The organism is Shimia sp. (assembly GCF_965227725.1).
GTDB lineage: Bacteria > Pseudomonadota > Alphaproteobacteria > Rhodobacterales > Rhodobacteraceae > Shimia.
This window is the reverse complement of record NZ_CBDDGH010000005.1, coordinates 931,451-955,350: the sequence shown is the minus strand read 5'-3', so window position 1 is coordinate 955,350 and position 23,900 is coordinate 931,451. Positions and strand designations below refer to the sequence as shown.

Below are 23,900 nucleotides of genomic sequence, written 5' to 3'. Positions count from 1 at the left end.
TTTTTGTTTCCGTTTCGGCAACAACAGCTATGCGGTCAAAAAAGGCGCAAAAGGGGCAATGGTAGGGAAAGATTAACCAATTTTGGGGGCAGGCACGGGATTTGGTAACCAAGAAACGGCCTGTAAAAATAAGAAAAGCCGCGCCTTTGGGGGCGCGGCTGTTAACTTTGACTGATCGCTGTGCTGGCGCTTTGTTAACCGCGTCCGCGTTTCTCAAAGCGTGGCAGCATGGCGGAGAAATCGGTGCCAAGGCCGCCTTCGTTTTCCACAAACTGCTCATAAAGCGCGGCGGCGGCTTGCCCCATTGGCGTGTCTGCATCCGCGCTTTCCGCGGCCTGTTGGGACAGACGAAGGTCTTTGAGCATGAGCTCGGAGGCGAAGCCCGGCTGATAGTCGTTGTCGGCCGGTGATTGCGGGCCAACGCCGGGGGCAGGGCAGTAGGCATTCATGGTCCAGCTGTAGCCCGAGGAGGTGGAGACCACGTCAAACATCGACTGACGGTCAAGCCCGAGCTTGTCGGCCAGCGCAAAGGCTTCGCAGGTGGCAATCATGGTCACGCCCAGGATCATGTTGTTGCAGATCTTGGCGGCCTGACCAGCGCCCGCGTCGCCGCAATGCACAGCCTTTTGCCCCATGATGTCAAACAGAGGATCGGCCTTGGCGAAAGCCTCTTGGGAGCCGCCCGCCATGAAAGTCAGCGTGCCACCGGCTGCGCCGCCAACACCGCCGGACACCGGCGCGTCCACGGGCAGGAGGCCAGCGGCAACGGCGTGGCCTGCGACCGCACGGGCGCTGTCCACATCCACGGTGGAGCAGTCCACAAAGCCTGCACCTGGGGACATCACGGGGATGATTTCCGCCGCCACAGCGCGCAGGATCGCGCCATTGGGCAGCATGGTGATGACCATATCAGCGCCCGCAGCGGCCTCGGCTCCGGAAGGGGCCATGGTGACGCCTTCGATGGCTACATCTGCCATGTCAAAGCCTGTGACCTCGTGGCCTGCCTTGGCCAGATTGGCCGCCATGGGGCCGCCCATGTTGCCAAGTCCAATAAATCCGATCTTCATGGCGATTGCCTCCCTTATTCAAACGTCAGCTTATCCGCGCCAAGGGGCAGCACCATATTGGTGACAGCCATGGGCGGGAGCGCTTGCAATGTGTATTTCCATTGCGGATTGCGGTCTTTGTCGATGATTTGTGCGCGGATGCCCTCCAGAAAATCGCCATTTTCCATGGCGCGGAAGGTGAAGCGGTATTCCTGATCCAGCGCGAAGCGGATTTCAGGCAGGCCGCGTACGCGGTGAATGATCTCAAGAGCCGCCCCCATGGCGATGGGAGAGTTGCGCGAGAGTTTCTTGAGCGCGTTTTTGGCAAAGTCGCTGTCACTGTCTTGCAGTGAAGTGAGAATGTCGCTCAGGCGCTCGCCGCCGAAATGGGCGTTGATCTGATCGCTCTGTTGTTTCAGCGGGCCGGAGGCCACGGGCTGTGCGGCGGCGTCGATCAGCTCCCAATCGCCGGTCTCTTCCAGCCGGGAGATGAGGTCTGGCCAGCTGTCTTCGGGGATGTAGTAATCGGCAAAACCTGCGTAGATTGCGTCTGCCGCGCTCAGACGGGCCGCGGTGAGGCCGAGGTATTCGCCCAGACGCCCCGGGGCCTGCGCCAAAATGAGCGAGCCACCCACATCAGGGACAAGGCCGATGCCAACCTCGGGCATGGCAATCTGGCTGCTGTCGCCCACAATGCGGTGGGAGCCGTGACAGCCGACGCCCACACCGCCGCCCATGGTGAAACCCTGCATGAAGCTGGCCACAGGCTTGGGGAACTCAAACAGCTTGGCGTTCATGCGGTATTCATCGGCCCAGAAGGTCTGGCCAAAGGCAAAATCGCCCTTGGTGCCGGTGTCATAAAGTTCGGCAATGTCGCCGCCCGCGCAGAAGGCTTTGTCGCCTTCCGCATCAATCACGATCATCTTGACCGCGTCATCCGCGCGCCATGTGTCCAACGCGGCCTCAATCGCGCGGCACATGTCATAAGACATAGCATTGAGCGCTTTGGTGCGGGTGAAGGTGATGCGGCCGGTCTGGCCAGCCTTGCGGATGTGGATGTCAGACACGTCTGCGCTCCGTCTTTGGGTCACGCCGCGATCATCTGGCGGGAAATGATCAGGCGCATGATTTCGTTGGTGCCTTCCAGAATCTGGTGCACGCGCAGGTCGCGCACGATTTTCTCGATGCCATAGTCCGCGAGATAGCCGTAGCCGCCGTGCAGTTGCAAACAGCCGTTGGCCACTTCAAATGCAGCGTCGGTCACCATGAGCTTGGCCATGGCGCAGAATTTGGTGGCCTCGTGGTCGCCGTTGTCGAGCTTCCATGCGGCTTGACGCAGGAAGGTGCGGGCGGCCTGAAGCTTGGTTTCATACTCAGCCAGACGGAACTGGAGCGCCTGAAACTGGTTGATGGATTTGCCGAAGGCTTTGCGCTCTGACATGTATTGCACGGTCATATCGAGTGCTTTCTGCGCGCCGCCAAGGGCTGAGGCGGAGATGTTGAGGCGGCCGCCGTCCAGACCGTTCATGGCGTAGCTGAAGCCTTTGCCTTCTTCGCCGATCAGATTGTCGGCGGGCACTTTGCAATCGTCAAACTGTACCTGAGAAGTGGGTTGGGCAAGCCAGCCCATTTTCTTTTCCAATGCGCCAAAGGACAGTCCTTCGCTGCCGTCTTCAACCACCACAGTGGAGATGCCCTTGGGGCCGTCCTCGCCGGTGCGCACCATGCAGACGTAAGCATCTGAATAGGAGCCGCCGGAGATGAAGGCTTTGGTGCCGTTGAGCACATAACCTTCGTTGCTGCGTTCAGCGCGGGTTTTGAGGGCGGAGGCGTCAGAGCCTGAGCCGGGCTCCGTCAGGCAATAGGAAAAGACTTTGTTCATGGCGCAGAGGTCGGGCAGCCATTTCTGTTTGGTCTCCTCAGAGCCGAATTTGTCGATCATGCCGCCACACATGTTGTGGATCGACAGGAAGGAGCCAACGGAGGGGCAGGACATGGCGAGGGCTTCAAAGACCAGTGTGGCGTCAAGGCGGGAGAGGCCGGAGCCGCCGTAAGCCTCAGACACATAGATGCCGCCCAGACCCAGCTCTGCAATTTGCGGCCAGAGGGTTTTGGGGATGGTGCCTGCGGCTTCCCAGTCTTGGGCAAAAGGGGCGATGTGCTCTTCGCCAAAGCCTTTGGCCATATCAAAGATCAGGGTCTGTTCTTCGGTCAGTGCAAAATCCATGTCTCTTCCTCTGGTCACAACCCGGGCGCAGGGTGCGCCGGATGCGGTGCTGATGCTGGAAGAGACCGAAGCCGCCAAAAGCTGCGCGCTTCGCGGCCTCCCCTCCGCGAATTGAACAGTTGTTAAATTAACACCGATCCCGATGCATTGCAAAGGGAGAAAGCGGCAAAATACCAAGGATTGCGCGGCGAAAACGCAGAGTGGTTTTGCAAAAATGCAGAGGGTGTTAGCTGGCCTTGGTCCAGCTTTGGCTGTGCTGTTCGACGTGTGCGGCCTCGATGTCACTGTTGGCTTCGAGCGAGGTCAGCCGGTAGTGCAGCCGCGCTTTCTGGGCGGTGGTCAGCGCATCAAAGCCCGCGATCATGCCAGTGCCACAGGTCTGGGCGTGGTCCAGTGCCAGCTGGGCCTGTTGGACCAACTGATGGCAGTGGCCTTCGGCATTGGGCTCGGCTGTGGCGTGGCCAAAGCTGGCCTGCAGGCGCAGGTGGACACCGGCGTCGAGGGTGACTTCGTGCAGTTTTATGCGGTGGCGCACCTGTTCGGCGATCTCTCGGGCTTTGCTGCCATTGGCGCAAGGCAACAGAAACATGAAAGAGGCCTCTTGGTAGCGGCAGATCCGATCGGTTTTGCGCAGCAGTGAATGGCTGAGCAGCTCGGCAACGCTGCGCAGGGTCATGTCGGCGGCTTCTTGGCCGTGGGTGGCTGCGATGGCCTGAAACGACTCGATTTCCAAAACCACAAGAGAGAGGCCATCGTCGCAGCTGTCTTTCTCCTGCCAGGCCAGTAGCAGCTCATCGTCAAAGGCGTGGCGGTCCAAGAGGCCGGTGAGCTGGTCGTGACGCGCGGAGGCCATGGCGTTTTGATGCAGCTCTGTGAGGTTCTTGCGGGCCTGACGCAGGAATTCCGCGCGGTTGAGTTCGGTGATCACGCGGTGGCCGACCTTCCAGCTGTAGACCGAGATGAAGATCACAAACGCCGGATTGGCGAGGTAGACGCCGCCAAAGTGGTTGCTGCTGTAGATGTCATGGAGACCAGCAGTCATCGGCAAAAGCCAACCAACGGAGTAGAACCATGCGTCCGGCTGTTTGAGCCTGATGGCGCGGGCGCTGGTGGCCAGGATCAGCACAAAGGTTGCGAAACAATAGAGATGCACCAGAGAGATGGCTTCGGTGACCTGCGGCAGAGGCGCAGTGAAGATGAAGGCCGCGCCGAGCATGCCCACCATACCGATCAGGATCGGGCCTTTCAGATTGCTGAAGCGACGCCACAGCAGGGCCTGATGCATGGCGTAGGTGGTCCAGGCAATGAGCAGGACGTCTGCGATTTCCAGCCGTGTCAGGAAGCTGCGCAGGTTCATGCCAAGGATGATCTCCAGCGTGCCGGTCATGGTGAGCGCGCGCAAAAACAGCGCGAAGCCACCCAGCGCCAGGATCAGCGTGGCCGGGTCTTTGCGGTAGAGCAGGAACAGGAACAGGTTGAAGATGGAGACAAAGAGCGTGATGCCCATGACCATGCCGTCACTGAGGCGCAGCATCTGCAGATAGTTCTGATACGCGCCGGATTGCGCGATATAAGGCGCGCGGAGAATGCCGCCGTAGCTTTGCAGCTCTTTGCGCACATGTACCATGAGGTAGCCGTCGCTAAAGTCTTCGAGGCTGTAGGCGCGCATGGTGTGGGCGGGCACAATGGGGCCGCTGAGGGTGCCATCTTCGCCAAGTTCGTGCCAGTTCGCGGGATCATTCGCGGGGATCCAGTAAACCACATAGGCGTCGGCCACGCGGGGCAACACGAGGATCAGATGGTTGTGGGGATCATCCGGCAGGGAGATGCGGCTGAGATAGGTGGCGATGCCGTGGGAGAACGGGTTGGTGTTGGCCTCAGTGAGCGTGTCGCGCCAGTCCGATGGCACCGCAATGGCGTCCAGATTGTCTGCTATGAAAGCATCATGGGCCTCTTCCGGTGTCAGATGCGCGCCAAATTCAAACCACCAGTCGCCGTTGAGCATCGCATAAGGCGTTTCGTGAAAGTCACGCTCTCTCAGATCAAAATGCGCGCCGGAAACGGCGTTTTGCGCCTGCGCGGACTGGGGCAGGCTGAACATGAGGGCAGAGAGCAGAAACGCCTGAATGAAGGCTGTGACTGTGGAGAGGTTTGGGAGTGTCGCGCGCGCCATAGGGACTCTTCGTGTGGTGACGAACTGGCGATCACTACTGAGGTGGCGGGTTTAACGCCACCTTAAAACGCAGGGGTATGGGCGCTCCAATACGGACAAAATGTCTAAAAGTTTAAGAGCTGACGGGCGCTCAAACAGCGCGGCTCAACAGCTGGTTGATCGTGTCATATGGCAGGCCAAGGATCGACAGGGCGGGCTGCTCTTTTTCCTGCACCATGGGCACCACGGCGGGGAAAGGCTCCCAGCTGCGCAGGGCGATGCGGGCGAGTTTCTGGCCTGCGGGTGTGGGGGCGAGGTAGACGATCAGGGTCTGGGCGTTGTTGCCGGTGAAGGCGTCGGCCTTTTGGGCCTGAATTTTCATGAGTTCGAGAAAGTCTTCGTCCCATCCGGTGAGATGGGTGAGATCCACCAGTTGTTTTTGGCCGGGGCGGAACTCCGGATGTTGGGCGTATTCGGCAAAGGCGGTCAGCGTGTCAGACATATTGGCAAAGCCCTCATAGCGTACATAGACCACGCCCAGAGAGGACAGTATTTTGAAAGAGACCGACATTCACACCCCATGTTTGACCCCAAAAAGGGGCGGCCAAGCCGCCCCTTCCGGTAGATGAACACAGATTGGTTTTTCGATCAATCCATCTGCTTAAAGTGGAACTCGCCGCCTTCTTTGATGCCGGATGGCCAGCGGGAGGTCACGGTTTTGGTGCGGGTGTAGAATTTGAACGCATCCGGGCCGTGCTGGTTCAGGTCACCAAAGGCGGATTTCTTCCAGCCACCAAAGGTGTGGTAAGCCAGTGGCACAGGGATTGGCACGTTCACACCCACCATGCCGACGTTCACGCGGTTGGCAAAGTCACGGGCGGCGTCGCCGTCACGGGTGAAGATCGCGGTGCCGTTGCCGTACTCGTGATCCATCGCCAGACCCAGCGCTTCCTCATAGGATTTTGCGCGCACCATGGAGAGGACCGGGCCGAAGATCTCGGTTTTGTAGATGTCCATGTCTTTGGTGACATTGTCAAAAAGATGCGGCCCCACAAAGAAGCCGTCTTCATAGCCCTGCAGGTTGAAGTCGCGGCCATCAACCACCAGATCCGCGCCCTGATCCACGCCGGATTGCACCAGACGCAGGATGTTTTCTTTGGCGGCGGCGGTCACAACCGGGCCGTAGTCCACATCGTCACCGGCGGTGTAAGGCGCGATTTTGAGCTTTTCGATGCGTGGGATCAGCTTGTCGCGCAGCTTGTCTGCGGTCTCTTCGCCCACAGGCACGGCCACGGAGATCGCCATGCAGCGTTCGCCTGCCGCACCGTAGCCTGCACCAACCAGCGCATCTGCCGCTTGGTCCATGTCAGCGTCGGGCATGATGATCATGTGGTTCTTGGCGCCGCCGAAGCACTGTACACGTTTGCCTTGTGCGCAGCCGGTGCCGTAGATGTATTCGGCAATCGGGGTGGAGCCCACGAAGCCAACAGATTGGATCACGTCATCATAGAGGATCGCGTCGACGGCTTCTTTGTCGCCGTTCACCACCTGAATGATGCCTTTTGGCAGACCCGCTTCTTCGAGCAGTTCGGCAAGCATCAGAGGCACGGATGGGTCGCGCTCAGATGGTTTCAGGATGAAGGCGTTGCCGCAGGCGATGGCCGGGGCAAACATCCACATCGGGATCATGGCGGGGAAGTTGAACGGGGTGATGCCCGCGGTCACGCCCAGCGGCTGGCGCATGGAGTAGATGTCGATGCCCGGGCCTGCGGCGTCGGTGTATTCACCTTTGAGCATCTGCGGTGCGGAAATGCAGTATTCCGCCACTTCCAAACCGCGCTGGATGTCGCCTTTGGCGTCCGGGAAGGTCTTGCCGTGCTCAGAGGACAGCGCTTCGGCCAGCTTGTCCATGTCGCGGTGCAGCAGGTCCACAAACTTCATCAGCACACGTGCGCGGCGCTGCGGGTTGACCGCGCCCCATGCAGGCTGCGCGGCGGCGGCGGCGGCCACGGCGGCGTCCATTTCCGCCTTGTTGGCCAGCGGCACTTTGGCCTGAACTTCGCCTGTTGCCGGGTTGAAAACATCGGCAAAGCGGCCGGATGTCCCTTTGACGTGTTCGCCGTTGATATAATGCGTGAGCTCTTTCATGGCATCCTCCATTGAACTTTGGCGACACAATAGGCTTGCAAAAATGTGTGGAAAAGAGACAACTGTTCAAAACTGTTTTGCAAAAATACAGAGGGGACAGGGTGATGGTTCAGTGGGATGACATGCGGGTGTTTCTGGCGGTGGCGCGCGAAGAGAGCCTTTCGGCGGCCGGGCGGCGGCTACAGGTGGATCCGGCAACGGTGGGGCGGCGTGTGGCGCGGCTGGAAACCGCGTTTGAGGCACCGCTGTTTGTGAAATCGCCAACAGGCTATGCGTTGACGGACGCAGGGCAGCGCCTGATGAGCCACGCGCTTCGGGTGGAGCAGAGCCTGCAGGAAGCCACCGAGGAAATGGTGGGGCAAAGTACAGGGCTGTCCGGGCAGATCCGTATCGGGGCCCCGGACGGTGTGGCCAATTTTTTGTTGCCGCAGGTCTGTGCGCGGATTGCGGAGGACAACCCGGATCTGGATATCCAGATTGTGGCGCTGCCTCGCGTGGTGAGCCTGTCGCGCCGTGAGGCCGATCTGGTGGTCGCCGTAAGTGCGCCCACGGCCGGGCGACTGACGGTTCAGAAGATCACTGACTACAAGCTGCATCTGGGGGCGGCGCGCTGGTATCTGCGCAATCATCCCAAGATCAATGAGGTGGCCGACCTCAAAGACCATCTGGTGACCGGCTATATTCCGGACATGATTTTTGACAAGGAGCTCGACTACCTCAGCGAGGTGGGTGTGGAGCGGGTGCGCCTTGCGTCAAACTCGGCCTCGGTGCAGTTCAACTGGGTGCGCACGGGATCGGGCATCGGGGTGGTGCATGACTTTGCCATTCCCTCAGCACGGGGTGTGGTGAAGATATTGCCGGATCAGATTTCCCTGACCCGGAGCTTTTATCTCATACGGCATGCGGATGATCGGCGGCTGGAGCGGCTCAACCGCTTCTCTGAGGCGCTCTGTGAAGGCATGCGGCAAGAGGTGGCCCATCTGGAAGCGCAAGCTTGACATGCGTTTAAGGAGCGGCAACGCTTGACTTACTTATAGTTTATATCGGAGGTCACTATGCTCGTTCATCAGATACTCAAGTCCAAAGGGTCCGAAGGTGTGCTGACGGTGAAGCCCGGAACCTTGGTGTCTGATGCGGCAAAAATCCTTTCCGATAAAGGCATTGGCACGGTGATCGTGTCTGAGGACGGCGTTGTGCCGCTGGGCATTCTGTCTGAGCGCGACATCGTGCGCCAGCTTGCCAAGCGCGGGGTGGGCTGTCTGTCTGACAAGATCGACGACTATATGACAACCGAGCTTGTCACCTGTACGCGCAATGATGATGCGGTGAGCGTGCTTGAGAAGATGACCCAGGGGCGGTTCCGCCACATGCCGGTGATGGAAGACGGCGCACTGGTAGGGCTGATTTCGCTGGGCGATACGGTCAAGGCGCGCCTCTCGGAACTGGCGATGGAAAAGGACGCATTGGAAGGCATGATCATGGGGCACTGAGGTGCCGCAACGTCTTACTCCCGCAGAAATACCTATCCTGAAAACAGGTCTTGCAAATGGCCGCGCAATAATGTTGCGTGCGCGCAGGACCACGGGAGGATGCCATGCGCACAGCGCTTTACCCAGGCACGTTTGACCCTATCACTTTGGGTCACATCGATATTATTCGCCGCGCCACACAATTGGTGGACCGGCTGGTGATTGGCGTTGCGATCAACCGCGACAAAGGCCCGCTGTTTTCGCTGGAAGAGCGTGTGGCGATGATTGAGGGGCAATGCGCCAAGCTGGCGGAAGAGACCGGCGTCGAAATTCTGGTGCATCCCTTTGAAAACCTGCTCATTGATTGTGCCAAAGAGGTGGGCGCTCAGATCATCGTGCGCGGCCTGCGGGCGGTCACGGATTTTGAGTATGAATATCAGATGGTCGGCATGAACCGTGCCTTGGATGCGAGCATCGAGACCGTCTTTCTGATGGCCGATCTGAAGCATCAGGCGATTGCCTCTAAGCTGGTGAAAGAGATCGCGCGGCTGGATGGGGATGTGTCCAAATTTGTGCCGCCTGCGGTCAATGAGGCGCTGCTGGACCGGCTCGGCAAACGCTGAGATTGTCGGCGGGTTAACCCTTAAATTGATGCGGTTTTGGCCTGCGGTATCGCGGCTGTATCCCGTCGGTATTGCGTCGGTGCCATTTCGGCTCCGCGCATAAAACGCCTGTGTTAAGCGCTGGGGCGTCGCAACGGGCACAGGCGCAACACCCGGGACCCTTCCTGTCTGCGCTGCGCAGGGTTGGCATCTTCGGGTCAGACTTCCCCCTAGGCAAATCTGCACAGATCAGGCATCTAGGATCAAACACCCGATAAGGGAACAGGGCGACAGGAGAGGTGCAGATGGCTGGCGGATTGCTTGCGTTGTTGGATGATGTGGCAGGCATTGCCAAAGTGGCGGCGGCCTCGATTGACGATGTGGCGGCAGGCGCGGCGAAGGCCAGTGCCAAGGCGGCGGGCGCGGTGATCGATGATGCGGCGGTCACACCGAAATACCTGCATGGGTTTGAGGCCAAGCGCGAGCTGCCGATCATCTGGAAAATCGCCAAGGGCTCGATCCGCAACAAGCTGTTGATCCTGCTGCCGGCGGCATTGCTGCTGGCGAACTTTGCGCCCTGGCTGATTTCGCCGCTGTTGATGCTGGGCGGGGCCTATCTGTGTTTTGAAGGTGCTGAAAAAGTGCTGCACGCCTTTGTGCCGCATGACACCCATCATGGCGCAGAAGACGAGGCTGAGGGCGATCCGGCGCATTTGGAAGAGAAAAAAGCCGCAGGCGCCATCAAGACGGATTTCATCCTGTCTGCGGAAATCATGACCATCATCCTGTCGGGCATTCCGGAGAGCAATTTCTGGATGGAAGCCTCCACATTGGCGCTGGCCGGGGTGGGCATCACCGTGGCGGTCTATGGCTCTGTGGCGCTGATCGTGAAGATGGATGATGTGGGGCTGGCGATGTATGCGGGCGGTGATTGGTCGCTGACCCGTGCGATTGGCCGCGGGCTGGTGCGTGGCATGCCCTATTTCATGAAGCTGCTGACCCTTGTTGGCACGGCAGCGATGCTGTGGGTTGGCGGCTCTATTGTGATCCATGGTCTGGAAGAGCTGGGCTTTGGCTGGCTTGGCCATCATATCCATGATTGGGCCTATGCGGCGGGCCATGCGGTTCCGGCGGCCTATGAGGGCTTTGTGGAATGGACCAGCAAGGCGGCGATGGATGGGGTCTTTGGCCTCGTGCTGGGCGCGGCTTTGATCCCGGTGGCGACCAAGGTGATTGGCCCGATCTGGGGCGCGATCTTTGGCAAAGGTGAAGAGGCTGCGCATTAAGCATGAAGCGCGCATTGGCGTAAGATCGCCGATCACGGCGTTTTTTAAACGCGCATTTCAGATTTTTGCGGGTGTGACACTTATTGGATTGGACATACCCGCAAACTAGCCCATACAGAGCAAATGCTTGCACGTCCTGTAAAATACATCTGGCAACATCTCCGCTATATTCCTTTGTGGACCGCGCTGACCTCGTCGAAATGGCGCAGGTATGACAAGCGGGCGCGCAGCCTTGGCAATATGATTGGCTGGGTCATGCGCTGGATTCCGATTGCGCGGCGGCGGTTTGACCGGGAGGTTCTGCGCATCTATCCGGATATGCCGCGGGCGGAGCGGTTGGCCCTGAGCCGGAAGATGGGGCAGAACATGGGGCGCACCCTGTTTGAGGTGTTCCACAACACCGAGTTTCAGGCAGGGCAGGAGCATTTCCACATCTCAGGCCCCGGTCTTGAGATTTTGGAGAAGGCCCGCGCCGAAGGCAAAGGGGCGATCCTTGTGTCCGGCCATTTCGGGCAATGGGAAGCTGTGCGCGCGGTGCTGAAGCATCGCGGTATGGAAACCGCCGGGGTCTATCGGCGTCAGAGCAACCGCCACTATCAGCGGCTCTTGTCACGCGGCATTGAGCAGGGCGGACGGCCTGCGCTGACCACGGGGCCAAATGGCACCAAGGCGATGGTGCGCCATCTGCGCGCCGGTGGATTTGTGGCGATCCTGCTCGATGAGAAAACCGTGGACGGTGAGATGATGCCGTTTCTGGGGTTTGATGCGCTGACCTCGCTGGCGGCGGCACGGCTGGCGCTTAAATACGATGTGCCGTTTATGCCGGTGTTTGGCACGCGGCGGGACAACAGCAGCGATATCGATGTGGAATTTGAAGCGCCGATTGAGCCCAGCGATCCGCGTACCATGACGCAGGCGTTCAACGACAATCTGTCGGCCCGTATTCTGGAAAAGCCGGATCAGTGGTATTGGCTGCTGCGCCGCTGGAAGGACATGCGCCGCTAAGCTGCGGCACGGGGCGGCGTTTGATCAGACCTCAGGCGTTGTTTCACCGGTTTGCGCGTCATAGGCGCGGGCCATTGCAGCGCGCAGTCGGGCGACCGCCGCGTCGGCGTTCTCATCCTTGGCAAAGCTCATCTGATCGAGCACGTCGATATGGACGGTGCCTTTGAACGGGAAAAATTTGCCACGTGGCAGGAGCTTGTCGGAGTGGCTGATCACAAAGGGACGGATGGCGCGGCCGGTTTGCTGGGCGATCAGAACAGCGCCTGCTTTGAACGGTGCAAGCCCCGGCTTGGTGGAACGGGTGCCTTCGACAAAGAGGATTGGCGAGCGGCGCGCGGGCATCTCTGTGATCGCCCCTTTGAGGGAGGACAGCGCATCACGGCCCTTTTGGCGGTCAATCTTCAGAAGGCCCGCACCCTCAAAACCACGCTTTAAGAGTGCAGCCTCGCAGAGCTCTTTCTTGGCCCCGAAGGTCACCCATTTTTCGTCGGGGATCACATGCAGCATGGTGAACCCATCCAGATGGCTGCGGTGGTTGACCGCGATGATGGAGTTTTCATCGGTGCGCAGCGCCTCGCGGGCGGCGTCTGAGATTTCGACTCTCACATCCAGAAACCACAGCAGCAAGGAACAGGCGCGCGACACCCGCCGCCAGTACCAGCCGCGAAAGCCTTTCCTGGTGCCGCAGACCGTGGGGGCAAAAGCCAGAAACAGAAAGATGGCTGGGCCGACGGGCAGCAGGAGGATCCGCTTGGCAAGGGTGAGCAGCATGTTGGGGTCCTGAGCTGGGGCCTTGGCCCATTGGCGTTCCGCTGCTGATAGAGGGTTACGATGCGGAAGGATAGGGGGAATGTGGAAACATGTGCTGTTAGGGCAAAAGCGCGCGATCTGTTTCTATGCACAAAGTCGCCTTAATCGTACCGCAGTGATGAAGGAAACCCGCTTGAGTAGATTAACGGGTTTGGGAAACGGGCATTATGGAAGACTTGATTTGGTACGCTTTTCTCATGGCGAGTTTTGCGCTGGTATTTTGCTTTGTCTGGGGGATGCTGGTTTTCGGTCTGGCGCAGAGGCAGGCCAAAGAGGGCACTCAAGGCGGTGAGGCCGCTTTTGTCTTCAGGGGAAACAAGCGTAGCAAAATCTGCATCGCCCTGATCGTCGCTATGATGATCTATGTTGTTGTGACGGGGGCATTTGACAGCGTCTTCTTTGCGACGCTCACACTCGGCTTTGGACTGGGCGCTTCTGCCATCTGGAGCGTCACGAATGCTTTTGGGCGCGCGTGTTATTCATCCGAGGCATGGCCACAGCTGCGTCTTAAGACATACGGTCAGGCGCTGCTGCTTGTTTGCGCCATCTCTGGGATGCAAATGGTGACGTCCTACATTTGACGCCATCAGGTTTCCTCTTGCCCCAAAAATCCCCGCCGGAGGCATTAAGTTGTGCGTCAGCACCAAAAAAAGACGCCCTTAATAGGACGCCTTTTCAATAGGTTATGTTCCGCTCTTACAGCAGGGCTTTGGCTTTTTCCGCCACATTGGCTGCGGTGATGCCGAACTTTTCAAACAGCTCACCCGCCGGGGCGGAGGCACCGAAGCTTGACATGCCGACGAAGTCGGATTTGCCAGCGCGGGCGCGTTCACCCAGCAGCCACTGATCCCAGCCACCTGCGCGTACTGCGGCTTCGACGCCAACGCGCACGGCTGCGCCGGCTGGCAGGACCTTGCGGCGGTAGGCTTCGTCCTGCTGAGCGAAGAGCTCCATGCAGGGCATGGAGACCACGCGGGTGCCGATGCCTTCCGCTTCCAGAAGCGCCTTGGCTTCCATCGCGGTGGAGACTTCAGAACCGGTGGCGATCAGGATCACCTGACGTTTGCCCTCGGCCTCGGCCAGCACATATGCGCCTTTCTCGGTCAGGTTTGCCAGTTTGTGCTCGGTGCGCACGGTTGGCAGGTTCTGACGGGTCAGGGCCATCACGGAAGGGGTCTCTTTGCTGGTCAGCGCGATTTCCCAGGCCTCTGCGGTTTCCACGGAGTCTGCTGGACGGAACACATAGGTGTTCGGGGTCGCGCGGCAGATCGCGAGGTGTTCAACCGGCTGGTGGGTTGGGCCATCTTCGCCCACACCGATGGAATCGTGGGTCATCACGAAAACGGTGGGGATTTTGCTCAGAGCGGCCAGACGCATGGAAGGACGCGCATAGTCGGTGAAGCAGAAGAAGGTGCCGCCGTAGGGGCGGATACCGCCGTGCAGCGCCATGCCGTTCATCGCAGCGGCCATGCCGTGCTCACGGATGCCCCAATACACATAGCGGCCTTTGCGGTTGTCGGTGTCAAACACGCCGAGGTCGCCGGTCTTGGTGTTGTTGGAACCGGTCAGGTCAGCAGAGCCGCCCACGGTCTCCGGCATGATCGGGTTGATCGCTGCCAGCGCCATTTCGGAGGATTTCCGGGTGGCCACGGAAGGCTGATCCTCGGAGATCTGCTTTTTCAGCGCCTTTACGGTTGCGGAAAGCTTTTTGGGTGCTTCCAGCGCGTAGGCGCGGTTGAAACGGTCCTGCTTCTGCTTGGAGGCCTCCGCAAAGCGGCCTTCCCATGCGGCGCGCTCTTCTGCACCGCGCGAGCCGATGGCTTCCCACTGGGATTTGATGTCGGCAGGCACTTCGAAAGCCGCACCCGGCCAACCGTAGACCTCTTTGGCGGCAGCGAGCTGCTCTGCGTCGGTCAGGGCGCCGTGGCCTTTGGAGGTGTCCTGTGCCGCGTGGCCGATTGCGATGTGCGTTTTGCACGCAATCATGGACGGTTTTTTGGTTTTCTTGGCAGCTTCGATCGCGGCGTCGATCGCTTCGGGATCGTGGCCGTCGATTTCCAGCACATGCCAGCCGGAAGCTTTGAAACGCTTGACTTGATCGGTGCGGTCAGAGAGCTCAACAGTGCCATCGATGGTGATGTTGTTGTTGTCCCAGAGCACGATCAGATGGCCGAGGCTGTGGCGGCCCGCAAGGCCGATGGCCTCCTGGGAGATGCCTTCCATCAGGCAGCCGTCGCCTGCGATCACATAGGTGTAGTGATCCACCAGCTTGCGGCCATATTGCGCGCGCTGGATCTCTTCAGCCATGGCAAAGCCCACAGCGTTGGAGATGCCCTGACCAAGCGGGCCGGTGGTGGTTTCCACGGCGTCGATCAGGAAGTTTTCCGGGTGGCCCGCAGTCAGCGCGCCCATCTGGCGGAAGTTCTTCACCTGCTCCAGCGTGACCTGCTTGTCACCCATGAGATAGAGCAGCGAATAGATCAGCATGGAGCCGTGGCCAGCAGACAGGATGAAACGGTCGCGGTCCGGCCAGTTTGGCGCGGCAACGTCAAACTTCATGTGCTTTTCAAACAGCACTGTTGCCACATCCGCCATGCCCATCGGCATGCCAGAGTGACCGGAGTTTGCGGCGGCCACAGCGTCCAGTGTCAGAGCACGAATGGCGGTGGCTTTCATCCAATGTTCAGGGTTCTTTTCACGCAGGGCGGCGATGTCCACGTCTTGCGCTCCTCTGGGTTGGGGTTTTGGTTGCTGGGTCAATAGCAGGATTATGGCCAATAGCAACACGCCACGCCGCCGGAATGCCGTTTTTTAAAGGCTTTGCCGGGCTCAGAGCCGCTTTCGGAACCTGACGGGATTTCAGGCCTTGGGGGGGCGCATTTTGCCTGTCCATTGGATAAGATCGCGACATTATGCGCTTGGCGGCGATTCGCGACTGCGATAGCTGTATCGGCGCGATACACGGGTCAATAAGAACCGGACCAGAAAGGACGAGGCAAATGAGTGACATCAGCGAACTTGAAGGCAGGTTGAGCGCTGCGCTGGAGCGGATTGGACGCGGCGTGGATGCGATGCAGGCTGTGGTTGCTGAGCCTGATGAGGGTGAAGATGTTCAAGCCTTGCGGCGGGCGCTGGAAAATGAGGCGCTGGTCACCGCACAAATGGAAGAGCGCGTTCGGGCATTGACCGCGCGCCAATCGGATCTGGAAGCAGAGCTGGCCGCGGAGAAAGAAGCCCGCGCCGCCGCCGAGGATACCGTAAAGATTGCTGAAGCCGCTCAGGAAGAGGCCTCTCAGTCGCTGATCGCCGCTGAGGCCCGTGCCGAAGCTGCAGAAACAGCGGCGGCTGCGGCTGCGGATGCGGCGGAAGAGGCTGCAGAGGCTGCGAGCGCGGCGCCGAGTGCTGCGGATGCGGGGGGCGTGAGCCCTGAGGTTGAAGCCAACCGCGCCTTGCTTGACGAGCTTGCCAAACGTCTGCGCCGCTTGCGCCAGATGGCGCGCCGTGAGCGTACCACCAATCAGGTGCTGCGCGATCAGGTCGAGAAAGGCGAGATGGTCGATCCATCCGCTGTGAACGAGGCGCTGAAAGCCGATCTGGCGACGCTGACCGCTTTGCGCGAAGCTGAAGTGACCGAAACGGCGCTGATCCTCGCAGAGCTGCGCCCGCTGGTGCAGGGCACCGCGGCAGAAGAGGCCGCTGAGGCAGACGAGGCACAGGTAGAAGAGGCGGCTCCGGCCATGGCAGATGAGACAGGAGAAGCTTGATGCCTGAGGTACAGATTGAGATTGGCGGACGGGTTTTTGAGGTCGCCTGCCAAGATGGAGAACAGCATTTCCTGCGCGCAGCGGCGCAGATGCTGGACGAGCAGGCCAAGGTTCTGATTGAACAGGCGGGCCGCATTCCCGAAGCGCGGATGCTCTTGATGGCGGGTCTGATGCTGGCGGATAAGACTGCGGGTCTGGAAGATCAGCTGCGTGAGGCGGAGGCCAAGCTGGCGGCGCGCGACGAAGAGATCAAAGCGCTGAAAGACGCGCCAGCTCCAGAGCCTGAGCAGGTGGAAGTGCCTGTGATCCCTGAAGCTGTGACCCAAGCCATGGCCGAAATGGCCGCACGCGCAGAAGCGCTGGCGGATCTGGTGGAAGAGAAAGCCGCTGGGTGAGCCGCCCATCCGTGCCGCAACTGGCCCCGGGTGATTTGATTTTCGCCGCTTTGGGCGCGGAGGACAATCTGATCTCTGCGGTGGTGGAAGGCCACCGTGGAGCACGGGTCAATCATGTTGGGATTGTTGTCGCCCAAGACGGGGCGCTGTCGGTTCTGGAGGCGATTGACCCGGCGGTTCGTGTGACCTCGCTGGCAGAGTATTCAGACCGGAGCCTCTGCAGTGAGGCGCGGCCACGCTTGATGTTTGCGAGGCTGCGCGCGCCTTATCGTCCGTTGATCCCGGCGGCGCTGACTTTTGGGCTGTCGCGCCTGGGTGTGCCTTATGATCCTTACTACACCAGCAGCCCCGAGGCGCTCTATTGCAGTGAGCTAATCCTTGAGATGTTTCGCCATGCCAACAATGGGGTGGCGGTGTTTCCCAACACGCCATTGAGTTTTCGCGATGTGCAGAGCGGTGCTTTGCTGGAAGACTGGGTGGCGCATTATGCGGAAGTGGGCCGCGAGGTGCCGGAAGGGGCTGCGGGGTCACACCCTGCCGGGCTGAGCCGTGATGCGCGGCTGGAGGTCTATAACGTGGAAGGCCGCGTTCCCGGCTATGCAAGTGATCTGCGCTGACGCGGCAGACCTTTAGACAACAAAAAAGCCCCGCCGATTTGGTGGGGCTTTTCAATAAGATATGTCCGGAAGCTTATGCGTTGGCTTCGCGGATTTTGTCTGCGGCGTCTTTGTCGTAGGTCACGCCATTGTCGTCAAACATGGTGTCGAGCTCGCCGGACAGGGTCATCTCGGTGATGATGTCGCAGCCGCCTACAAACTCGCCTTTGACGTAGAGCTGCGGGATGGTTGGCCAGTCGGAGTAATCCTTGATGCCCTGACGCACGTCTTCGTCGGCCAGCACGTTCACGTCGGTGTAGTCCACACCCATGTAGTTCAGCACGCCAGCCACGCGGGAGGAGAAGCCGCACTGGGGCATGTCTTTGGTGCCTTTCATGAAGAGCACCACATCGCTGGCTTTGACGGTTTCGTCGATACGGTCTTTAACGTCGGTCATTTTGATTTCCTTTTGGCGTTGGCCGCGTTCCTGTTGCCTTACATATAGGTCAGGCACTTGCGAGATGCCAATGGGTAGCTTTTGTTTCGCTGGCTTTGACGCGGGGCTATTTCGGGCTGTTGCCGTCTGAGGTGTCCTTTGGGACAAACAGGCGGGCGTATTCCTGCGGGTCTTTGGGGACTTTCCATGTGCGGGTGTCCCCACCCCCAACTCCGGATTGATATTCAGAGCGCAGGTGGTGGTAGTCGGGATCGTCCTCGTCCTGCACAAGCGGGCTGCGGTTGCGGCTGAACCACGCGACCAATGCGCCAAGGGCGCAGACCGCAAAGATCAGCCCACCGGCCAGCCCGCTGAGGGGCATTATTCCGGTGCCTTTGTGGTCAGGGCCAGGGCGTGCAACTCGCCCGACGGCCCGTCCATCTTGCCCTTGAGGGCGGCATAGACGGCGCGCTGTTGTTGCACGCGGTTCTTACCGCGGAAGCTTTCGTCAACCACCATGGCGGACATGTGCACACCGTCCGAGCCGCCGACTTGGATTTCGGCATCCGGAAAGGTCTCGCGCAGCAGTTCCTCAATTTGGTGAGCTGTCATTGGCATGGAGGCGTTCCTTTGTCTTGTTCAGAAAAAATGTAGGGCTTGGCCGAATGCTCCGCAAGTCGGTTTCGGCGGAAGCTTTTAAACAAACGGTGCGAGCGATTGCAGAAAGGCCGGCACATCGGCGAGAGCGTCCTGCACCTCCGGCTCCTCAAAGTCGTAGATGGACTTCGGATCCTCGGGGCAGAGCGCGGCCACAAGGGCCTCGCGCTGTGCAGCAACGCTGGCAGGGACGGAGATCTGGGCGGCCTGCTGCAGGAGCAGGAGTGCTTCGTGAATGGGGCGTACGACGCGCAGCGCATAGGTCATATGGCCCAGAAGGTCGGGATCTTCGCGCCAATGCTCGCCGTCAAACAGCTCTTGGGTGATACGCTGGCCAGCCCCCGCACAGGAATAGGCGACGCAGCCGCCAAAGCCGCGCGGGATCAGATCGGCGTGGATCGTGCAGTTGAAACAGCTGTCGGAGAGATTGGGGCAGGGATCGTCTGCGCGTTTGATGAGGGCGAAATCTTCATCTGCATCAAATGGATAAGCCACGCAGCAAAGCGCTGCGCAGCTTGCACAGTCATCCGTGAGGGGCGGAAGCGTGGGGCGCCCGCCCTCCATGAGATCAGGCAACGGCGGCAGCGAAGCTGCTGCGGAAGGTGTCTGACAGTTCGGCCAGCGTGGCTTCAGAGCCGCCAAATTTCACGGTGTCGCCGCCAAATTTGCCAACGGTGGTGATGGTGATACCAGCCTTGGAGGCGTTGATCATCAGCGCTTCGGCCTGATCGAAGTTGCAGGCCACCAGATAGCGCGCCTGATCCTCGCCAAAGAGGGTCGGGGTGTCGTCCACATCAAGTTGAACACCGACGCCAGCGCCTTCGGCCAGTTCAAAGGCAGCCAGCGCAAGGCCGCCGTCTGCGAGGTCGGTGCAGGCTTTGATCCAGTCGCGGTTTTCGCGGATGAATTCGCCGTTTTTGCGCTCGGCTGCCAGATCCACATGTGGGGCATCGCCGTCTTCGCGGTTGAAGACTTCTGCAAGCAGAGCGGATTGGCCGAGGTGACCGGTGGTGTCCCCGATCAGCAGGGCCACGTGACCGTCGCGCACTTCGCCCAGAATAGGCTCTTCGTTTGCCGCGATGAGGCCAACCGCACCAATGGTGGGGGTTGGCAGGATCGCGGACCCGTCGGTTTCGTTATAAAGGCTGACGTTGCCGGAGACGATGGGCATATCAAGCGCTGCCACAGCCTCGCCGATGCCTTTGATCGCGCCGACAAACTGGCCCATGATCTCTGGCTTTTCGGGGTTGCCGAAGTTCAGATTGTCTGTTGTTGCCAGAGGCTTGGCGCCCACAGCTGAGAGGTTGCGGAAGGCTTCGGCCACCGCCTGTTTGCCGCCCTCAACCGGGTTGGCTTTTACGTAGCGTGGGGTCACGTCAGAGGTGAAAGCCAGTTTCTTGTCGGTGCCATGCACGCGGATCACGCCGGAGCCCATGCCGGGACGCTGTGCGGTGTCGCCCATGACGGTGGTGTCATATTGCTCATAGACCCACTGTTTGCCAGCGTAGTTTGGCGAGGAGATCAGCGCCTTGAGACCGTCAATGCCGTCGATCTGTGGCACTTCGGCCAGCTCTTCGGCGGCTGGGGTTTCCACCCATGGGCGGTCATATTCCGGCGCACGGCCAGAGAGCGGAGACAGCGGCAGGTCGGCTTTGACTTCGCCGTTGTGCAGGATCAGGAAGCGGTCTTCTGCGATGGTTTCGCCAACGATGGCGAAGTCGAGATCCCATTTCTCAAACACGGCGCGGGCTTCAGCTTCAAGTTCTGGCTTCAGCACCATGAGCATGCGTTCCTGAGACTCAGACAGCATCATTTCATAGGCTGTCATGTTGTCTTCGCGCTGTGGCACGTCCTCCAAGTTGAGCTTTACGCCAAGCTGGCCTTTGTCGCCCATTTCCACGGCGGAGCAGGTGAGGCCTGCGGCGCCCATGTCCTGAATGGAGATCACGGCGCCGGTCTGCATCAGCTCCAGCGTGGCTTCCATCAGGCGCTTTTCGGTGAAGGGGTCGCCAACCTGAACGGTGGGGCGCTTTTCTTCGATGGTGTCGTCAAACTCTGCAGAGGCCATGGTTGCGCCGCCCACGCCGTCACGGCCGGTTTTTGCGCCCAGATAGACAACAGGCATGCCGACGCCGGAGGCTGCGGAATAAAAAATGCCGTCGGTCTTGGCGAGACCGGCGGCGAACGCATTTACAAGACAGTTGCCGTTATAGGCCGGGTGGAAGCGCACTTCGCCGCCCACGGTTGGCACGCCGAAACAGTTGCCGTAGCCGCCGACACCTTCGACCACGCCATTGACCAGCTGTTTGGTCTTGTGGTGGCCGGTTTCGCCAAAGGACAAGGAGTTCATCGCCGCGATGGGACGGGCCCCCATGGTGAAGACATCGCGCAGAATGCCACCTACGCCGGTCGCCGCGCCCTGATAGGGCTCGATGTAGGAGGGGTGGTTGTGGCTTTCCATCTTGAAAACAACCGCGTCGCCGTCGCCGATGTCGACGATGCCCGCGTTTTCACCGGGGCCGCAGATCACCTGAGGGCCATCGGTGGGCAGGGTGCGCAGCCATTTCTTGGAGGATTTGTAAGAGCAGTGCTCGTTCCACATGGCCGAGAAGATGCCCAGCTCGGTGAACGTTGGTTCGCGGCCAATGATCTCTAGGATCAGCTCGTATTCGTCAGGTTTCAGTCCATGGGCTTCGATGAGATCGGTGGTGATGGCCGGTTCCTGCATGGTGCGTGCTTCCCCCAAAAAGTAGCGTTTGAAGGGCTTTTAGGGCAGGCGGGCGCAAAGGGGAAGAGGGTTTGACGTTATCGGTATCATGGCGTGTTTCCGGCGCGGCCTGTGCCGCCGCTTTGAGCAGGTGAAATGCGGGTTTGGGCGTACGTCAACGAAAAGAGCCGCCCCGAAATGAGGGCGGCTCTTTGTTTGCTTGCTGTGCTTTGGGTTAAGCCTTAGCCGTCAGGGCCTTTGGGCGCGGCGGCGGGGGCTTGTTGCTCCTGCTGCTGGGCGGCGGCGGCCCCTGCGGCGGTGAGCGCGGCTTGCTCTGCTGCGGGCAGCTCTTTGGCGGCCTCGGGCAGGGCAACACGCACCTCGCGGCGGGCAAAATCAATGCCGTTTTCAGCAAAGGCGGATTTGACGCGGTTGTAGATCTCTTTGCGGATCATGAACTGCTTGCCCGGCTTGGCCATGAATTTGCCGCGGATGATCATGCCAACATCGTCGATGTCCAGCACGCCCTGAGATTTGAACGGCTGCAGGAAATCATCCTTGTAGAGCTCTTCGGTGAGCATCTCCTGACCGATTTTTTTGAAGATCTTTTTGACCTTGTTGGGATCGGTATCAAACGGCACGGTGAACTTGAGTTTCATGATCACCCAGTCACGCGAGTAGTTGGTGAGCTTGGGGATTTCGCCGTAAGGGATGGTGTGGACCGGGCCAAGGTGGTGGCGCAGCTGCATGGAGCGGATCGAGATTTTCTCAACCGCGCCCATAGTGCCGTCGATCTCGACATATTCGCCAACGCGGAAGGCGTCATCCACGAGGAAGAACACGCCGGAGACCACGTCTGTTACCAGTTTCTGGGCACCAAAGCCGATGGCCAGACCGGCGATACCGGCACCAGCCAGAAGCGGTGTGATGTCGATGCCGAGGTTGCCGATGGACAGAAGGCCGAAGATCACGATGATCACGCCCTGTGCGGTCACCAGAAGCAGTGGCAGCACAGTGGAGAGGCGTGTGGCACCGCCGCCGCCCATTTCGTTGTCGGCATCTTCCTGGCTCATGCCAAGTGCGGTCATCTCTGCCGCAAGGCGGCGGTTGATATAAAGGCTGACACCTTCATAGACCACATAGCCGACGATTACGGTCATGGCGAAGCTGAAGAGGTTGTCTGCGATGCCTGCGCGGTCCTGCAGCAGGCTGAGCAGCGACACGTTCCAGGCGCTGGTGATCAGCGCGAGCACGGCGCCCACGGCAACCACGCGGCCGATGCGCACGTAGCTGCGTTTGGTGGCCATATAGGCCTCCTCGGCGGTTGCGCCTTCGCCCTGCATCGGTGGTACAAGATGGCGGACAAGGCCGCGGATGCCGGTGTCGATGACCGGCACCATCAGGAGCCAGAACATGGTGGTGTAATGCGCGCCACCCAGCAGCAGTTTGACCTGTTGCAGGCCAATCAGCGTGGAGACCAGCACCCATGTGAGGCCCGCTACGGCCAGCGCATAATAGGGGTAGATGCGCGCCAGTGCTTCGTCAAATTCAGTGCGGTCCGGATCATCGCCGCGCATCATCTCGCTCAGGCCTTCGCGCGCGGTCCATGCGATGAAGGCGATGTAGAGATAGACCATGGAGTCGATCCAGAAGCCGATGCGGGTTGTCACCGGCGGGACGCCGTTGGTGGCGTTGAAATCCACCACAAAGATGGTTGCGCCACCCAGGATCACCACGCCGATGATGTGGCGGTGAATGAAGCGGGCCCAGCGGTCGCTGATGTGCACAAGGCGCAGGTCAGGGCGGTTGGGGGCCATCAGGAAGCGAGAGAAGGCTGCCGCGATGCGGGGCATCCAGATCATGTAGCCAATAAACGGCGCCACAAAGGTCACCTGCTGTGGATCCAGCAGGGTGCGACCCATAATGCGCACAGTGATATAGAAGATCACCAGTCCGAAGATCTCGCGCAGGAAGCGCTTGAAAAGGAAGGTCAGGGACTCACGCAGTGTGGCCTCACCCTGTGTGGCTTCGGGGTTGCGGATCTTGATGAGCCAAGTGCGCACGCTGTATTCCACGGCCAGTGCGACGGCCAGGATCAGCGCGACAAGGCCAAAGAGGCCCATGACGCCGCCAACTCCGCCATATGAGGCGGTGAAGTTGGAGAAGGCCTGAAACTGCGACGGCACAAGCACAGGCAGTTTGCGCAGCGCATCAAGCAGCGGCGTGGAGAAGGCGGCCCAAAGCGCGGCACCGCGGTCGATCAGCGATTGCGGTGCTTCGCCAGAAGTGCTGCCGGTGGCGACCGCGTCCAGACGGTCCAGCAGGACAGCGCGCACCTGATCGTCGGACATGCGGGCCACCATCGAGGTGATGGCCTCCGGTGACATCTCAGACGGATCGATTTCCGGAGCGTCGGCGTTGGTTGATGATATTGTGGTGGTTGGCAGTGTCTGTGCCTGCGCCACCGCGCTTAATCCAATGCTTAAAAGCAGCACGGATGCTATGGACAAAATGAGTTGTCTCATGGGGAACCCTGAAGTGATCAAAAAGTTGTGAACAGCAGATGCTCTTTGCCTGCAGAGGTCAAGGACCGACCTGTA

At 59.9% G+C, this 23,900-nt stretch carries 23 protein-coding genes; 9 read left to right on the top strand and 14 right to left on the bottom strand.

Annotated features, from left to right (window positions below):
- Nucleotides 1-194: 194 nt before the first annotated feature.
- The 6 genes from mmsB to ACO07T_RS14955 form a co-directional block, all read right to left on the bottom strand.
- Entirely contained in the window at nucleotides 195-1,067 is an 873-nt protein-coding gene (mmsB, locus tag ACO07T_RS14980) for a 3-hydroxyisobutyrate dehydrogenase (RefSeq protein WP_422050063.1), read from the bottom strand.
- Nucleotides 1,068-1,081: 14 nt separating this feature from the next.
- The gene (locus ACO07T_RS14975) at nucleotides 1,082-2,113 is read right to left on the bottom strand and encodes an enoyl-CoA hydratase/isomerase family protein (RefSeq protein ID WP_422050513.1); all 1,032 of its coding nucleotides are present in this window, start codon (nucleotides 2,111-2,113) and stop codon (nucleotides 1,082-1,084) included.
- A 20-nt stretch (nucleotides 2,114-2,133) separates the two neighbouring features.
- Nucleotides 2,134-3,273 carry an acyl-CoA dehydrogenase family protein gene (locus ACO07T_RS14970; protein ID WP_209086362.1) on the bottom strand — a complete coding sequence of 380 codons (1,140 nt, stop codon included), beginning with the start codon at nucleotides 3,271-3,273 and terminating at the stop codon, nucleotides 2,134-2,136.
- Nucleotides 3,274-3,499: 226 nt separating this feature from the next.
- Nucleotides 3,500-5,446 carry a sensor domain-containing diguanylate cyclase gene (locus tag ACO07T_RS14965; RefSeq protein WP_422050062.1) on the bottom strand — a complete coding sequence of 649 codons (1,947 nt, stop codon included), beginning with the start codon at nucleotides 5,444-5,446 and terminating at the stop codon, nucleotides 3,500-3,502.
- Between the two features lie 130 nt (nucleotides 5,447-5,576).
- A complete protein-coding gene (locus ACO07T_RS14960) occupies nucleotides 5,577-5,996 on the bottom strand; it encodes a hypothetical protein (protein WP_209062330.1) in 420 nt (139 codons plus the stop codon).
- Between the two features lie 77 nt (nucleotides 5,997-6,073).
- Complete coding sequence (locus ACO07T_RS14955) at nucleotides 6,074-7,573, bottom strand: CoA-acylating methylmalonate-semialdehyde dehydrogenase (RefSeq protein ID WP_209078978.1); 1,500 nt, start codon at nucleotides 7,571-7,573, stop codon at nucleotides 6,074-6,076.
- Nucleotides 7,574-7,674: 101 nt separating this feature from the next.
- Between ACO07T_RS14955 and ACO07T_RS14950 the strand changes: the two genes are divergently transcribed.
- From ACO07T_RS14950 to ACO07T_RS14930, 5 genes are all read left to right on the top strand, one after another.
- The gene (locus tag ACO07T_RS14950) at nucleotides 7,675-8,571 is read left to right on the top strand and encodes a LysR family transcriptional regulator (protein WP_209062334.1); all 897 of its coding nucleotides are present in this window, start codon (nucleotides 7,675-7,677) and stop codon (nucleotides 8,569-8,571) included.
- Between the two features lie 57 nt (nucleotides 8,572-8,628).
- Entirely contained in the window at nucleotides 8,629-9,063 is a 435-nt protein-coding gene (locus tag ACO07T_RS14945; protein ID WP_422050061.1) for a CBS domain-containing protein, read from the top strand.
- Between the two features lie 104 nt (nucleotides 9,064-9,167).
- Complete coding sequence (gene coaD, locus ACO07T_RS14940) at nucleotides 9,168-9,665, top strand: pantetheine-phosphate adenylyltransferase (protein ID WP_209062338.1); 498 nt, start codon at nucleotides 9,168-9,170, stop codon at nucleotides 9,663-9,665.
- A gap of 284 nt (nucleotides 9,666-9,949) precedes the next feature.
- Complete coding sequence (locus ACO07T_RS14935) at nucleotides 9,950-10,930, top strand: DUF808 domain-containing protein (RefSeq protein WP_209062341.1); 981 nt, start codon at nucleotides 9,950-9,952, stop codon at nucleotides 10,928-10,930.
- A 123-nt stretch (nucleotides 10,931-11,053) separates the two neighbouring features.
- Nucleotides 11,054-11,935, top strand: a complete 882-nt coding sequence (locus ACO07T_RS14930; protein WP_209062343.1) for a lysophospholipid acyltransferase family protein — start codon at nucleotides 11,054-11,056, stop codon at nucleotides 11,933-11,935.
- Nucleotides 11,936-11,959: 24 nt separating this feature from the next.
- On the opposite strand, the gene ACO07T_RS14925 is transcribed toward ACO07T_RS14930, so the two are convergent.
- The gene (locus ACO07T_RS14925) at nucleotides 11,960-12,706 is read right to left on the bottom strand and encodes a lysophospholipid acyltransferase family protein (protein WP_422050060.1); all 747 of its coding nucleotides are present in this window, start codon (nucleotides 12,704-12,706) and stop codon (nucleotides 11,960-11,962) included.
- A gap of 206 nt (nucleotides 12,707-12,912) precedes the next feature.
- On the opposite strand from ACO07T_RS14925, the gene ACO07T_RS14920 reads away from it, so the two are divergent.
- On the top strand, nucleotides 12,913-13,326 hold the full coding sequence (locus ACO07T_RS14920; RefSeq protein WP_422050059.1) for a hypothetical protein: 414 nt from the start codon (nucleotides 12,913-12,915) through the stop codon (nucleotides 13,324-13,326).
- 115 nt (nucleotides 13,327-13,441) lie between these two features.
- On the opposite strand, the gene tkt is transcribed toward ACO07T_RS14920, so the two are convergent.
- Nucleotides 13,442-15,463: a transketolase gene (gene tkt, locus ACO07T_RS14915; protein ID WP_209078972.1), complete on the bottom strand. Its 2,022-nt coding sequence runs from the start codon at nucleotides 15,461-15,463 to the stop codon at nucleotides 13,442-13,444.
- Between the two features lie 281 nt (nucleotides 15,464-15,744).
- On the opposite strand from tkt, the gene ACO07T_RS14910 reads away from it, so the two are divergent.
- From ACO07T_RS14910 to ACO07T_RS14900, 3 genes are read left to right on the top strand one after another with little or no spacing between them, the layout of a single operon-like run.
- Nucleotides 15,745-16,509 carry a hypothetical protein gene (locus ACO07T_RS14910; protein WP_422050058.1) on the top strand — a complete coding sequence of 255 codons (765 nt, stop codon included), beginning with the start codon at nucleotides 15,745-15,747 and terminating at the stop codon, nucleotides 16,507-16,509.
- Complete coding sequence (locus ACO07T_RS14905) at nucleotides 16,509-16,904, top strand: cell division protein ZapA (RefSeq protein WP_209062353.1); 396 nt, start codon at nucleotides 16,509-16,511, stop codon at nucleotides 16,902-16,904. The genes ACO07T_RS14910 and ACO07T_RS14905 overlap by 1 nt, the downstream gene beginning before the upstream one ends.
- On the top strand, nucleotides 16,901-17,521 hold the full coding sequence (locus ACO07T_RS14900; RefSeq protein WP_422050057.1) for a YiiX/YebB-like N1pC/P60 family cysteine hydrolase: 621 nt from the start codon (nucleotides 16,901-16,903) through the stop codon (nucleotides 17,519-17,521). The genes ACO07T_RS14905 and ACO07T_RS14900 overlap by 4 nt, the downstream gene beginning before the upstream one ends.
- A gap of 73 nt (nucleotides 17,522-17,594) precedes the next feature.
- Here ACO07T_RS14900 and grxD read toward each other — a convergent pair whose 3' ends face one another.
- From grxD to ACO07T_RS14870, 6 genes are all read right to left on the bottom strand, one after another.
- Entirely contained in the window at nucleotides 17,595-17,957 is a 363-nt protein-coding gene (gene grxD, locus ACO07T_RS14895; RefSeq protein WP_209062357.1) for a Grx4 family monothiol glutaredoxin, read from the bottom strand.
- 106 nt (nucleotides 17,958-18,063) lie between these two features.
- Nucleotides 18,064-18,318: a hypothetical protein gene (locus ACO07T_RS14890; RefSeq protein ID WP_422050056.1), complete on the bottom strand. Its 255-nt coding sequence runs from the start codon at nucleotides 18,316-18,318 to the stop codon at nucleotides 18,064-18,066.
- Nucleotides 18,318-18,554: a BolA family protein gene (locus tag ACO07T_RS14885; protein ID WP_209062359.1), complete on the bottom strand. Its 237-nt coding sequence runs from the start codon at nucleotides 18,552-18,554 to the stop codon at nucleotides 18,318-18,320. Before ACO07T_RS14885 ends, ACO07T_RS14890 begins: the two co-directional genes overlap by 1 nt.
- Before the next feature lie 78 nt (nucleotides 18,555-18,632).
- The gene (locus ACO07T_RS14880; RefSeq protein WP_422050055.1) at nucleotides 18,633-19,088 is read right to left on the bottom strand and encodes a hypothetical protein; all 456 of its coding nucleotides are present in this window, start codon (nucleotides 19,086-19,088) and stop codon (nucleotides 18,633-18,635) included.
- Between the two features lie 73 nt (nucleotides 19,089-19,161).
- Nucleotides 19,162-21,321, bottom strand: coding sequence for a phosphoribosylformylglycinamidine synthase subunit PurL (purL, locus tag ACO07T_RS14875; RefSeq protein ID WP_209078968.1), 2,160 nt, complete (start codon nucleotides 21,319-21,321; stop codon nucleotides 19,162-19,164).
- A 221-nt stretch (nucleotides 21,322-21,542) separates the two neighbouring features.
- Nucleotides 21,543-23,810 carry a mechanosensitive ion channel family protein gene (locus tag ACO07T_RS14870; protein ID WP_422050054.1) on the bottom strand — a complete coding sequence of 756 codons (2,268 nt, stop codon included), beginning with the start codon at nucleotides 23,808-23,810 and terminating at the stop codon, nucleotides 21,543-21,545.
- Nucleotides 23,811-23,900 lie beyond the last annotated feature (90 nt).